Here is a 12,588-nt window from a genome sequence, read left to right as displayed (position 1 = left end):
GTTGGAGCATGAAGCGGTGAAGGGGCAGCCCGCCCATACGGTCAGGCGTGGCGGCAAGACGCTCTGGCGCAGGATTCGCGAGCCGCTGGCGCAGTCGCGGTTCGTCAAAAGCTTCATCGCCGGCCTGTTCGCCAATTTTGTCCGTCTGGTTCGCCTGACCAGCCCGCTGGTCAAGGGGTCGACTCAGGTCGCCGGCGGCGCCTACGCGCATCTAGAGCCCGGTATCATCGCGCTCTGGCACGGCCAGCACCTGCTGACGCCCGCCTATTACCCGAAAGGCCGGAAGCTGGTCGCCATGGTCTCGCGCAGCGCGGATGCCGAGCTCAACGCGTTGATGCTTGAGAAGTTCGGCATCGAGGCGGTGCGCGGCTCCGGTGGCCGCGACAGTACGAGGCATCTCGACAAGGGTGGCGCCAAGGCTTTGATTGCCCTGAAGAAATCGCTCGCCGCCGATAAGAATGTGGCCATGATCGCCGACATTCCGCATGGCACGCCGCGCGACGCCGGGATGGGCGTCGTGCTTCTGGCGCGGCTGTCCGGCCGGCCGATCCTGCCTTCGGCGATCGCCACCAGCCGCCGCAAGGTGCTTGAAAAAAGCTGGGATAAAACCACCATAAACCTGCCTTTCGGCCGCTCAGCGGTTATCGTCGGGCCGCCGGTATTCGTGCCGGCCGATGCCGACGACGCCGAGATGGAACGCAAGCGCCAGGAAGTCACCGACGCGATCAACGCCGCAACTGCCGAGGCCTATCGCCTCGTGGACGGTTCGAAATGAGCGAGCGCTGGGCGCGCGCCATGCTGTCGGCCTACCGCTACGCGGGCGCCGCGGCCTATCCGCTGATCGGCCCCTATGTCGCCTGGCGCACCTCCAGGGGCAAGGAAGATCGCGTGCGCCGGCGCGAGCGCTACGGTGTCGCCGGCCGCCCGCGTCCGGAAGGACCGGTGATCTGGATCCATGCGGCCAGCGTCGGCGAGACGATCGCCGTCGTGCCGCTGGTCAAGAGCATCCTCGACTATGGCGTCAACATCGTGCTCACCACCGGCACAGTCACCTCCGCGCAGGTCGCCGACGAGCGGTTGGGTGACCGCATCATCCATCAATACGTGCCGCTTGACCTGAAGCCCGCCGTCAGCCGCTTCCTCGACCATTGGCGGCCGGACCTCGCGATCATCGCCGAATCGGAGATCTGGCCGATGACCATGCTGGAACTCGGCGCCCGCCGCGTGCCGCAGGTGCTGGTCAACGGCAGGCTGTCCGACCGCTCCTTCACGTCGTGGAAGAAGCGCGCCAACATCGCCGAGGCCCTGTTCGAGAACCTTGCCCATGTCGTTGCCCAGTCGGATGTCGACGGCGAGCGCTTCCGCACGCTCGGCGCTCGGCCTGTGACGGTGTCTGGCAACCTCAAGGTCGATACCGCGCCGCCGCCGGTCGACGAGCGCGCGCTCGCCTCGCTGAAGCGGCAGATCGGCGAACGGCCGACCTGGGCGGCGATCTCGACCCATGACGGCGAGGAGGTGGTGGCGGCTGAGGTGCATGCGACCTTGCACCGGCGCCACCACGGCTTGCTCACCATCATCGTGCCGCGCCACCCCGATCGCGCCGAAGCGCTTTCCGCGCAGATTTCCGCCATGGGCCTGAAGCTCGCCCGCCGCAGCAAGGGCGACAGGATCACGGCCGACACCGACATCCTGCTCGGCGACACGATCGGCGAGATGGGTCTCTACCTGCGGCTGACGGAAATCGCCTTCGTCGGCCGCTCGCTGACCTCCGAGGGCGGCCAGAACCCGCTCGAGCCGGCGATGCTGGAGACGGCGGTGCTCGCCGGCCGCAACGTGCAGAACTTCCGCGAGGCCTATCAGCGCCTGCTCGACAGCGGCGGCGCCAAGCTGGTGCGCGACCGCGACATGCTGGCCGGCGCCGTCAATTTCCTGCTGACCAACGAGGTGGCGCGCCATGAGATGATGGCGGCGGGAGCGGCCACCGTCGACGAGATGCGCGGCGCGCTGGCACGCACGCTGAAGTCGCTGGAGCCCTACATCCAGCCGCTGATCGTCAAGTCGCGCCTGAAGGGCGCAGACGGGAGGTAGCGTGACCTCCGAAGCACCGCCCTTCTGGTGGGAAAAACCGGACTGGCGCGTTCTGGCGCTGTCGCCGCTGTCGGCGGCCTATGCGCTCGTCGCCGGCCGCCGCATGCGGCGGGCACCGCGCGAAAAGGTCGAGGCGCCGGTGCTGTGCGTCGGCAACTTCACCGTCGGCGGCACCGGCAAGACGCCTGTGGCGATCGCGCTCGCCAGGCAAGCCAAGCGCATGCAGCTCAATCCCGGCTTCCTGTCGCGCGGCCACGGCGGCTCCTTCGGTGAGCCGCACATCGTCGATGCGCATCACGACGCCGCCAAACACGTCGGCGACGAGCCGCTGCTTTTGGCCGAGCATGCGCCGGTGGCGGTGACGCCGAACCGTGCCGCCGGCGCCAGGCTGCTGAAGGAAAAGCTCGGCTGCGACTTCCTCATCATGGACGACGGCTTCCAGAGCGCGCGCCTCCATATCGACTTCGCGCTGGTGGTCGTCGACGCCCGCTACGGCATCGGCAATGGCCGCGTCATCCCGGGCGGACCGCTGCGAGCAAACATCGTCGACCAGCTGGTCTTCACCAGCGCGCTGCTCAAGATGGGCGAGGGGACGGCCGCCGACGCGGTGGTGCGCCAGGCGGCGCGCGCCGGGCGGCCGATCTTCGAGGCGCATACCGAGCCTCGCGCCCGCAAGCGCTTCGCCGGCAAGCGCTTTCTCGCTTTCGCCGGCATCGGCCATCCCGATAAGTTCTTCCGCACGCTGAGCGAGGCCGGCGGCGAGGTCGTGCTCGCCAAATCCTTCCCCGACCATCATTTCTACGCCGAGGACGAGCTTGCCGAACTGGCGGCGACCGCCAAGCGCGATGGGCTTCGCCTGGCGACCACCGCCAAGGACGCCGCCCGGCTGCGCCATGGCGCGTCGCAAGAGTTCCTGGAGCAGCTCGACGTACTGGAGATTGACGCCGTCTTCGAGCTCGACCATGCGCCCGAACGCATCATCGACGAGACGCTGGATGCCTGGCGACAGCGCAAGCTGCGGGGATGATAAGACCTACTTTCGGCTGCGCAGCTCCGGGTGCATCTCGATCTCGCGGCGCAGCGAGGCGGTGGCGTTCACGTAGGGCTCCTGCCGGGCGACGCTCCAGTATTTGAGCTCATCCAGCGGAATGCTCTCGCCCGTCACCGCACAGCGCACGAATGCGCCTGGACTGGTGACCTGGAAGTCGCCGTCGAGATAGCGGATGCGGGCTTCCTTGCCGCCCGGGCCTTCAAAACGGTTCATCATGAAATGACGCTTGGGTTCATGAGATTCAATCGCCACAAATCGCAGGCAAGGTCAAGCTTGACGCAATGCTCGTGGAGTATCGCTCGATCAGCATAATGGTTGATGGGAACCGGCATGGACATTTCCTCCACCCGCCTGACATCGCTGCTGAAGGAGGCGCTCACGCCGCAGCCGGTGCCAACGGCCAAGGCCGATCCGGCAACCGCGGCGCTGGTCAAGGCGCTTGTCCAACCGCCGGCACCGTCGGCCGCCACTTCGGCCCAGTTCGCCGCCCAGGCTTTCAACGGCTCGTTGCCGAGGTCGCCCGCCCACGCGACTCAACGCCTGTCTTCCGACCAGATCGAGGATGCCTACAGGGCGGTCATGGAACCGGAAGCGGATCGTGCCTCGGCGGGCGTTCGGCCAGGCAAGGCGGCGGCGGAAGCCGAAAAGGCTTCGCGCGGCCCGACCTCGCCTCAGACGGCGATAGCGGACAGCATGACGAGGGCTGCGGCGGCACCGTCATTGCCTGTGTCCACGATCGCGGTTTCCTCTTCAGTGCTGGTTGCTGCCAATTCCAACGCGCCTAGGCCACGTGGCGCAGCCGCCCGACCGGGTAGCGCTCGATCGTCGCAACCCAGCCAGCTGCCGCTGTGGATGATGTCGATCTTAACGGCGCTGCTCTCGGCGACGATCACCACCATCGCGCTGTTGCTGCTTCGCTGACCGGGTCTGACCGGCTCTACGCGTCGTCCTGCAGGAAGGCTTCGAGTTTTTCAGTCGCAAGGCCTGCCTGTGCCGCAATGCGCCGCGCAAGGTCTGCCGCGGCGGCGCGCGGGCGGCCGACGGGCCGGTCGAGCCAGTAGGACACCGGATTGAGCGCGGTGCGGTCATCGACGGCGACGATCCGGCCCGTCTTGAGTTGCGCCTGCGTCAGTGGCGGCCGCGCCAGCGCGATGCCCAACCCGTGCGCCGCAGCGTCGAGCACCAGATTGTAATCTTCGAAGCGTCGATCCTGTGGACGAGGGCGGTAGTCGATATCCTGCGCCGCGAGCCAGGCGCGCCAGGCGGATGCGTCGGAATCGTTGATCAGCGGGAACTTGAGCAGCCGGGCAGGGTCGCCGTGCCCTATTTCCTCCGCCAGTTCCGGCGAAGCGATCGGGAAGATGTGCTCCTCGAACAGCTGCACCGAGACGCGACCGGGAATGCGACCGCGCCCGCAACGCACCGAAAGGTCGATGCCTTCGTCGGCGAGGTCCGCCTGGCGGTTGTCGACATCGAGCACGATGCGCAGCCGGGTCGGGCTGTTCTCGAGCGCCGCCATGCGCGGCATCAGCCACAGGCCGCTGACCGAGGGGATCGAGGCCAGCCGCACGACCGCGGTGCCGCGCGGCTCCACCCAGCGGTCGGAATTGACCGAGATCAGCGCGAAGGCCTCGGTGGTTCTCAGATGCAGCCGGTTGCCCTCATTGGTCAGCGTCACGCCGCGCGCGTTGCGCTCGAACACTTTCAGCCCCAGCCAGTCCTCCAGCTTGGCGATCTGCCGGCTGATGGCGCCGTGGGTGAGGTTCAGCCTCTCGGCCGCCGCCGAAAAGCTCCCCGTTCGCGCCGCAGCATCGAAAGCGCGCAAGGTCTCCAACGGGAGTAACTGGTTCGAGCTGTGATCCATGCTCACAGGTGACCCTCGAATTGGTCGTTTGTCAATCGACGGTTGATGCGGTCTTCTAGCCCCATGGAGCCAAGCAACGAGGATATAGCGATGACCGCCTATGCCGGTACGTTGAATCAGACACAGCGAATGGACACCACGGCGGTCATCGCGGTCGCGCTCACAGTGGTCGGCTGGGCTTCCGCCTTCCCGGCGATCCGTGCAGGCCTCGCGGCCTTCCAGCCGCTGGAGCTCGGCGCGCTGCGTTTTGCCATCGCCGCCGTGCCGGCGGCGATCTTCCTGGCTGTCAAGCGCCCGGCGCTGCCCAAGGTCGACGAGTTGTGGCGCTTCGGCTTCGGCGGCGCCATCTTCGTCGCGCTTTACACGGCGATGCTCAATTTCGGTGAGCTGACCGTGTCGGCGGGCGCCGCCGGCTTCATCATCAACGTCAGCCCTATCTTCACCGCCATCATGGCGATGGCGCTGCTCGGCGAGCGCTTTTCGGGCATGGCCTGGCTCGGCACGCTGATCTCGTTCGCTGGCATCGGCATCATCGCCATGGCCGACGGGCAGGGGCTGCACTTCAACACCGGCGCCCTCTTGGTGCTGGGTTCCGCGCTCTGCTCGGCCGTCAACACCATCGTCCAGAAGCCGCTCTTTGCCCGCCATCATCCGTTGACCATCGCCGCCTCCAACATGGTGCTCGGCGCACTCTGCCTGGCGCCCTTCCTGCCGGAAGCGATCTCGCAGGCGGCGGTTGCCGACACAGCCGGTCTCGGCGCCGTCATCTACCTCGGCATCGTGCCCAGCCTGATCGCCTACGCCGCCTGGGCGACCGCGCTGTCGCGCCTGCCGGCTGCGCGTGCCTCGAACTTCCTCTATCTGGTCTCGCCGATGTCCGCCCTGATCGGCTTTTTCTGGCTGGGCGAAGTGCCGACGCTGCTCGGCATCCTCGGCGGCGCGCTGGCGCTCGGCGGCGTCATCGTGGTGAATTTGAAGCGGTAAGTCAGGGATCTAGCGTTCCCGAGTCATGAAAAGAGCCGCATCGTGCGGCTCTTTTCATGTCCCCCACCCGGACCTTCGATCCGACCTCCCCGCAAGGTAGGGCACCGCGCTTACCTCCTCCTTGTGGGGAGGATCGCCGCGAAGCAGCGGGGCGGGGCTGCGCCGTACGATCCTACCGCCGCCCGAACAGCCGCTCGATGTCGGCAAGCTTCAGCTCGATATAGGTCGGGCGGCCGTGGTTGCAGGTGCCGGAGCCGGGCGTCGCCTCCATCTGGCGCAACAGCGCGTTCATCTCTTCGGGCTTCAGCAGCCGCCCCGAACGCACCGAGCCATGGCAGGCCATGGTCGCCGCGATGTGGTGCAGCCGCTCCTTCAGTGTCTCGACCGTGTCGTTGTCGGCGATCTCGTCGGCGAGGTCGCGCACCAGTTGCTGCACATTGGTTTCGCCGAGGATCGACGGCGTCTCGCGCACCGCCACCGCGCCCGGGCCGAAGCGCTCGAGGCCGAGGCCGAATCTGGCCAGCGTCTCGGAATGCATGGCCAGCCGCTCGGCGTCTTCTTCGGCCAAGTCGACGATCTCCGGCAGCAAAAGCATCTGCGAGGGCACCCTACGCGAGTGCAGCGCGTTCTTCAGGGCCTCGTAGACCAGCCGCTCATGCGCGGCGTGCTGGTCGACTATGACCAGCGAATCCCTGGTCTGGGCGACGATATAATTCTCGTGCACTTGCGCCCGCGCCGCGCCCAGCGCCGTGCCGAGCAATGTCTCGGCCGGCTCTCCCCGGCTGGCGCGCGCGTCGGCGCTGTGAAGCGGCCCGGTCTCGAACGCAGCCTGATCGTTTTCGCCGAAGCCAGTCCTTTGCTGCTGGGCGTCGCCATATCCCATGTCGAGCGGCCGCTGAGGCGAATGCTCGAAGCCGGCTAAACCCGATGCGCGGTAGGCCGCCTCGTAGCTGCGGTGGCCATTGGCCGGCCCGCCATGGCCGAAGGGAGCGCTGCCCGGCCGGAACGCCGCCATCATGCCGGCAGCGCCCGTGGTCGCGGCGCGGATGCCGGCGCCGGCCAGCGCCTCGCGGATGGCGCCGACGATCAGCCCACGCACCAGGCCCGGATCGCGAAAACGCACATCGGCCTTGGCCGGATGGACATTGACGTCGACGGTCGCCGGATCGAGCGAAAGGAACAGCACCGTCACCGCATGGCGGTCGCGCGGCAGCACGTCGGCGAAGGCGCCGCGGATTGCGCCGGCGATCAGCTTGTCGCGCACCGGCCTTCCGTTGACATAGGCATATTGCTGCAGCGCGTTCGCCCGCGTGAAGGATGGAATGGAGACGTGGCCGGCAAGATGCACGCCATCGCGCGTGGCATCGATGGGGATGGCATTGTCGGGGAACTCGGCGCCCATCACTTGCGCCACGCGTTGCAGCCGGCCCTCCGGATCGTCGCCGGTCGCCGGCAATTCCAGCGTCGAGCGGTCGGTGCCGGCAAGCGTGAAGCGCACGCCGGGGAAGGCGATGGCGATGCGCTTCACCACATCGCTGGTCGCCGAGCTTTCGGCCCGCTCGCCCTTCATGAATTTGAGCCGTGCGGGCGTGGCGAAGAACAGGTCGCGCACCTCGACCGTGGTGCCGCGGTTGGCCGCCGCCGGCTTCACTGCCGAGACCCGGCCGCCCTCGATGCCGATCTCAGCCGCGCTGTCGCCGGCGGCCGTGCGCGAGCGGATCGACAGCCGCGCCACCGAGCCGATCGAGGGCAGCGCCTCGCCGCGGAAGCCGAGTGAGCGGATGTCGAGGATGTCGTCTGAAAGCTTGGAAGTGCAGTGGCGTGCGATTGCCAGCGCCAGTTCCCGCTCCGAGATGCCGGAGCCGTCGTCGGTGACGCGGATCAGGTTCAGCCCGCCGCCCGCGGTGACGATCTCGACGCGGGACGCCCCGGCATCGAGCGCGTTCTCGACCAGTTCCTTCACCACGCTCGCCGGACGCTCGATGACCTCGCCGGCGGCGATCTGGTTGATCATCGTTTCGGAAAGCTGGCGGATGGGCATCCGAAGATTATAGGCGGATTCGACAGCGTTGGGGGAGGGGCGGAATACAGTTGGCAACAGCTACCGTCACGATCCCCTCGCGCTCCGCTGCCGCGCAGAAGCTGGCGACCTCACGCCTGTGTCACCAGCCAGTCCCTTACCTTGCGCGCATTGTCGCTGAGTTCGCGGTTCTTTGGCCAGATGACGTAGAACCCGATGCCGGTTGTCAGCACGTGATCCGTCACCGGCACCAGCAGCCCCGATGCCACGAGGCGCTCGACCAGATGCCGCCAACCGAGCGAGATGCCTTGCCCTTCCATCACCGCCTGGATCACCAGCGCATAATCATTGATTCGCAAGCCGCGCTCGGCGTTGCGCAGGCTGGTTCCGGCTGACGCGAACCATTCGTCCCAGTTCGGGGCCTCTCGGTAGGGCTCCTCCAGATGGATGAGTCGGTGCGTGGCGAGTTCCTCGACCGTTTTCGGCTTGCCGAATTTAGCGAGGTAGCTGGGGCCTGCGACCGGGAAGATCTCCTCGTCGGACAGCGACATCGAATGATAGTCCGGCCAGTCGCGCGGCATGCCGCCGCGCACGCCGAGCGGGATGCCCTCGGCGATGATGTCGAGATCGCGATCGGCGGTCTGGATGCGCAGATCGACGCCCGGCAGTTCGTCGCGGAACTGCTGCAGGCGCGGCATCATCCAAAACGAGCCGAAGGCGGTCGAGGCGGCAAGCGTCACATGGCCGCCGGTCGCCTGCAGGCGCAAATCCTCCGCCGACTTGCGGATATGGGAAAGGCCGAGCGAGACGTCGGCGTGGAACCGCTCGCCGGCCTCGGTCAGGAGAACCTGGCGATGGCGGCGCTGGAACAGCTTGGCGCCGAGCTGCTCCTCCAGTCCGCGCACGGCGTAGGACACGGCCGCCTGCGTCATGCCGAGCTCGCGACCGGCCGCGGTGAAGCTCGACAGCCGGCCGGCCGCCTCGAAGACGATCAGGCTGCCGGCGGAGGGCAGCAGGTGGCGCAGGCTTCGCATAAGCAGAGTTTATACAAGAGATCAGGATTTTCCAGCGTCACAGCGATGTTTCGCCTCGTTAAGTTGACGGGCTGCTGGAGGATGAATTGCCATGAATGCACCGGCCGTTGCAGTGACCGAACATGCCAACCGCAGAAGCGGCGGCCGCCTGGGGCGCAAGGCGATACGGGGCGCTCCCGTGGCCTCGTTTCCGACGCTGGTGCGCCAGATCCCGGCATATCAGATGGTCCCCGACGAGGCGGTGGAACTGATCCACCAGGAATCGCTCGCGATCCTCGAAGAGGTGGGCTGCGAGTTCCGCGACGACGAGGCGATCGCCCTGTGGAAGGCCGCCGGCGCCGATGTCTCCGAAACGCGCGTGCGTATCGACCGTGCGCTCTTGATGGAACTGGTCTCGAAGGTTCCATCGGAATTCACGCTCAATGCCCGCAACCCCGAGCGCACCGTCCGCGTCGGCGGCAAGAATTCCATATTCGTGCCGATGTATGGCGCGCCCTATATCCGCGATCTCGACAACAACAGGCGCTACGGCTCGCTCGCCGACCTCAACAATTTCCACAAGCTCGCCTACATGGCGCCGGCGCTGCACTCGTCGAGCTCGGTCATCTGCGAGCCGATGGAAATCCCGGTGCCGAAGCGTCATTTGCACATCATCCATTCGGCGCTGAAGCACTCCGACAAGCCGTTCATGGGCATCGTGACGTCGAAGGAACGCGCCGAAGACACGATGGCGATGGCCGGCGTCGTCTTCGGCGAGGACTATGTCCGAGACAATTCGGTCCTGGTGGCGATCACCAACTGCAACTCGCCGCTGGTGTGGGACGCCACCATGCTCGACGCGATGAAGGTCTATGCGCGCAGCAACCAGCCGCTGATCCTCGCCCCCTTCGCTCTGTGCGGCGCCTCGACCTCGGCCTCCGCCGTCGGCGCGGTGGCGCAGGTCAATGCGGAAGCGCTGGCCGGCGTCGCCTTCACCCAGCTGCTGCGTCCGGGCTCGCCGCAGATCTACGGCCAGTTCATGGTGACGGTCGACATGAAGACCGGAGCGCCGATGGGCGGCACGCCGGAGGCGGCGCAGATGATGTATCTGATGGGCGCGCTGGCCAGGAAATATAAACTGCCGTGGCGCACCTCGGGCTTCCATGTCGGCTCCAAATTGAACGACGCCCAGGCCGGCTACGAGGCGAACATGCTGATGCATGCCGCCATCCTTGCCGGCGCCAACTACATCTGGCACTCGGCCGGATGGCTGGAGGCAGGGCTGACCTGCGGCTATTCGAAATTCGCCACCGACTGCGAGCAGCTTGTCGGCTGGTACAAATATGCCGGCGGCCTTCCCTTCGACGATTTCAAGGAAGCGATGGCGGCGATCCGCGAGGTGGGGCCGCAGGGCCATTTCCTCGGCACCCAGCACACGCTCGAACATTTCGAGTCCGCTTTCTTCATGCCCTCGATCATGGACTTCAATTCGTACGAGCAATGGAACGCCGAAGGCGCGAAGGACCACGACACGCGCGGCCGTGAGAAGGCGCGCAACATGCTGGCCGACTATGAGGAGCCGAAGCTCGACGAGGGCATCGCCGAGGGTCTTAAGGATTTGATCGCGCGGCGTGAGGAAAAACTGCCGGACAGCGTTAGTTAGTAAAACAGGCGAAGACCTGACGAACCATAAGGGAGGAAAAAATGGCACTCTTCAGAAGCAATGGCGACCGCGTGCCGGGCGCCATCGAGGCAATGGCAGAAGAAACGCGGGCGGGCCGCATGGACAGGCGTGAATTCCTGGCGCTGGCCAGCGCCTTCGGCGCGTCGACGGCGTTCGCCTATGGCATGATCGGCCTTGCCGCGCCGACAGAAGCACTGGCCGACGAGCCCAAGAAAGGTGGCACGCTGCACGTCTCGATGTCGGTCAAGGCGCAGAAGGATCCGCGCACCTATGACTGGACCGAGATGGCGAACGTCACCCGTTGCTGGCTGGAGCCGCTCGTCCGCTACACGCACCAGTTCACTTTCGAGCCGGTGCTGCTCGAAAGCTGGGACATCAACGACGACGCCACCGAATACACGCTGCACCTGCGCAAGGGCGTGACCTGGAACAATGGCGATGCCTTCAACGCCGATGACGTGGTCTTCAACCTGAATCGCTGGTGCGAGAAGGGGGCTTCCGGCAATTCCATGGCCGCCCGCGTCGGCGCGTTGGTCGACGCCAAGACCGGCAAGGCAAGGGATGGCGCAATCACCAAGGTCGATGACCATACGGTCAAGCTGAAGCTCAGCGAAGCCGATATCGCGATCATACCGGGCTTCACCGACTATCCGGCGCTGGTCGTGCATCGCGACTTCGACAAGGATGGCGCCGACCCGATCAAGAAGCCGATCGGCACCGGAGCGTTCGAGCTGGTATCCTACGATGTCGGCCAGAAGGCGGTCGTCAAGCGTCGCGAGAGCGGCAAATGGTGGGGTGGCGAAACGCCGCTCGACAGTGTCGAGTTCATCGACTACGGCACCGACTTCAACGCCACGCTGAACGCCTTCGATTCCGGCGAGATCGACCTCGATTTCGAAACGCCGGCCGACTTCATCGACGCCCTCGACAAGATGGATTTGGTGAAATCGGAGGTCGCGACGGCGACCACGCTCGTCGCCCGCACCAACATCACCCACAAGCCCTATGACGACCAGCGGGTGCGCAATGCGCTGCAGATGGCGGTCGACAACGATGCCGTCATGCAGCTCGGCTACGCCGGGCGCGGCACCGTTGGCGAGAACCACCACGTCAGCCCGATCCATCCCGAATACTATCCGCTGCCCAAGAAGACACGCGATGCCGCCGCCGCCAAGAAGCTGATGGCGGATGCCGGGCAGGCCGACTTCGAGCATGAGTTGATCACCGTCGAGGACGAATGGCAGAAGAACACCGGCGATGCGATCGCCGGCCAGTTGCGCGATGCCGGCATCAAGGTGAAGCGTACGGTGCTGCCGGGCTCGACCTTCTGGAACGACTGGACGAAGTATCCCTATTCGATGACCATCTGGTACATGCGTCCGCTCGGCGTCCAGGTGCTGGCGCTCGGCTATCGCTCTGGCGAGGCCTGGAATGAGACGGCGTTCGCGAACCCGGATTTCGACGCCAAGCTCAAGGAGGCGCTCTCGCTGGCCGATCCCGCCAAGCGCAAGGAAGTGATGAAGGACGTCGAGCAGATCCTGCAGGATTCCGGCGTCATCATCCAACCCTTCTGGCAGAAGCTCTACTGCCACATGAGCAAGAAGGTGAAGAACTATTCGATGCACCAGACCTACGAAATGGATTTCCAGAACGTCTGGCTGGACGCCTGAAACACCTCCCGAGACTTGCAAGCAACTGCGCCGGCACCTCTGACAAAAGGTGCCGGCGGCCCGTAAATCACTCATGAGCAATTGGCGCCGAGAAAAAATGTCCGACGACGAGATCATCCTTTCCGAGCTTTCCGACGACGAGCTCGTGCAGCAGATGCACGACGACCTTTATGACGGGCTGAAGGAAGAGATCGAGGAAGGCACCAACATCCTT

11 protein-coding genes and 1 pseudogene are annotated in these 12,588 nt (G+C 65.8%); 8 read left to right on the top strand and 4 right to left on the bottom strand.

Annotated elements, in window-relative coordinates; translation table 11 throughout:
- Window positions 1–16 precede the first annotated feature (16 nt).
- The 3 genes from EN846_RS23025 to lpxK are packed head-to-tail and all read left to right on the top strand — an operon-like array spanning window position 17 to window position 3,115.
- The gene (locus EN846_RS23025; RefSeq protein WP_245478410.1) at window positions 17–775 is read left to right on the top strand and encodes a lysophospholipid acyltransferase family protein; all 759 of its coding nucleotides are present in this window, start codon (window positions 17–19) and stop codon (window positions 773–775) included.
- Complete coding sequence (gene waaA, locus EN846_RS23020; protein WP_127391770.1) at window positions 772–2,088, top strand: lipid IV(A) 3-deoxy-D-manno-octulosonic acid transferase; 1,317 nt, start codon at window positions 772–774, stop codon at window positions 2,086–2,088. Before EN846_RS23025 ends, waaA begins: the two co-directional genes overlap by 4 nt.
- Window position 2,089: 1 nt before the next feature.
- Window positions 2,090–3,115, top strand: coding sequence for a tetraacyldisaccharide 4'-kinase (gene lpxK, locus EN846_RS23015; protein WP_127391771.1), 1,026 nt, complete (start codon window positions 2,090–2,092; stop codon window positions 3,113–3,115).
- A 6-nt stretch (window positions 3,116–3,121) separates the two neighbouring features.
- Here lpxK and EN846_RS23010 read toward each other — a convergent pair whose 3' ends face one another.
- The gene (locus tag EN846_RS23010) at window positions 3,122–3,355 is read right to left on the bottom strand and encodes a DUF2093 domain-containing protein (RefSeq protein ID WP_127285849.1); all 234 of its coding nucleotides are present in this window, start codon (window positions 3,353–3,355) and stop codon (window positions 3,122–3,124) included.
- A gap of 114 nt (window positions 3,356–3,469) precedes the next feature.
- Between EN846_RS23010 and EN846_RS23005 the strand changes: the two genes are divergently transcribed.
- Window positions 3,470–4,060, top strand: coding sequence for a hypothetical protein (locus EN846_RS23005; RefSeq protein ID WP_127391772.1), 591 nt, complete (start codon window positions 3,470–3,472; stop codon window positions 4,058–4,060).
- 16 nt (window positions 4,061–4,076) lie between these two features.
- Here EN846_RS23005 and EN846_RS23000 read toward each other — a convergent pair whose 3' ends face one another.
- Window positions 4,077–5,003 (bottom strand): LysR family transcriptional regulator, encoded by a 927-nt coding sequence (locus EN846_RS23000; RefSeq protein WP_127391773.1) that lies wholly within the window; start codon window positions 5,001–5,003, stop codon window positions 4,077–4,079.
- Between the two features lie 90 nt (window positions 5,004–5,093).
- Between EN846_RS23000 and EN846_RS22995 the strand changes: the two genes are divergently transcribed.
- Window positions 5,094–5,987, top strand: a complete 894-nt coding sequence (locus EN846_RS22995) for a DMT family transporter (protein WP_127391774.1) — start codon at window positions 5,094–5,096, stop codon at window positions 5,985–5,987.
- Window positions 5,988–6,159: 172 nt separating this feature from the next.
- On the opposite strand, the gene mutL is transcribed toward EN846_RS22995, so the two are convergent.
- Window positions 6,160–8,028, bottom strand: a complete 1,869-nt coding sequence (gene mutL, locus EN846_RS22990) for a DNA mismatch repair endonuclease MutL (protein ID WP_127391775.1) — start codon at window positions 8,026–8,028, stop codon at window positions 6,160–6,162.
- A gap of 110 nt (window positions 8,029–8,138) precedes the next feature.
- Window positions 8,139–9,041, bottom strand: coding sequence for a LysR substrate-binding domain-containing protein (locus EN846_RS22985; protein WP_127391776.1), 903 nt, complete (start codon window positions 9,039–9,041; stop codon window positions 8,139–8,141).
- A gap of 91 nt (window positions 9,042–9,132) precedes the next feature.
- Here EN846_RS22985 and EN846_RS22980 point away from each other — a divergent pair, with 91 nt between their 5' ends.
- The 3 genes and pseudogenes from EN846_RS22980 to EN846_RS35900 form a co-directional block, all read left to right on the top strand.
- Window positions 9,133–10,683 (top strand): trimethylamine methyltransferase family protein, encoded by a 1,551-nt coding sequence (locus EN846_RS22980; RefSeq protein ID WP_127391777.1) that lies wholly within the window; start codon window positions 9,133–9,135, stop codon window positions 10,681–10,683.
- 41 nt (window positions 10,684–10,724) lie between these two features.
- Complete coding sequence (locus EN846_RS22975) at window positions 10,725–12,374, top strand: ABC transporter substrate-binding protein (RefSeq protein WP_128346880.1); 1,650 nt, start codon at window positions 10,725–10,727, stop codon at window positions 12,372–12,374.
- A 97-nt stretch (window positions 12,375–12,471) separates the two neighbouring features.
- Window positions 12,472–12,588, top strand: a pseudogene (locus tag EN846_RS35900) (cobalamin-binding protein); the annotation flags it as partial.

This window comes from Mesorhizobium sp. M4B.F.Ca.ET.203.01.1.1 (assembly GCF_004791025.1).
In the GTDB taxonomy this organism is placed as follows: domain Bacteria; phylum Pseudomonadota; class Alphaproteobacteria; order Rhizobiales; family Rhizobiaceae; genus Mesorhizobium; species Mesorhizobium abyssinicae.
This window is presented reverse-complemented; position numbering and strand designations above follow the sequence as displayed.

Coding starts and splice junctions, on each gene's coding strand:
- mutL (WP_127391775.1), bottom strand. CDS start 8,028: ATGCCCATCCGCCAGCTTTCCGAAACGATGATCAACCAGATCGCCGCC.
- EN846_RS22980 (WP_127391777.1), top strand. CDS start 9,133: ATGAATGCACCGGCCGTTGCAGTGACCGAACATGCCAACCGCAGAAGC.
- EN846_RS22985 (WP_127391776.1), bottom strand. CDS start 9,041: ATGCGAAGCCTGCGCCACCTGCTGCCCTCCGCCGGCAGCCTGATCGTC.
- EN846_RS23010 (WP_127285849.1), bottom strand. CDS start 3,355: ATGATGAACCGTTTTGAAGGCCCGGGCGGCAAGGAAGCCCGCATCCGC.
- EN846_RS23000 (WP_127391773.1), bottom strand. CDS start 5,003: ATGGATCACAGCTCGAACCAGTTACTCCCGTTGGAGACCTTGCGCGCT.
- waaA (WP_127391770.1), top strand. CDS start 772: ATGAGCGAGCGCTGGGCGCGCGCCATGCTGTCGGCCTACCGCTACGCG.
- EN846_RS23005 (WP_127391772.1), top strand. CDS start 3,470: ATGGACATTTCCTCCACCCGCCTGACATCGCTGCTGAAGGAGGCGCTC.
- EN846_RS22975 (WP_128346880.1), top strand. CDS start 10,725: ATGGCACTCTTCAGAAGCAATGGCGACCGCGTGCCGGGCGCCATCGAG.
- EN846_RS22995 (WP_127391774.1), top strand. CDS start 5,094: ATGACCGCCTATGCCGGTACGTTGAATCAGACACAGCGAATGGACACC.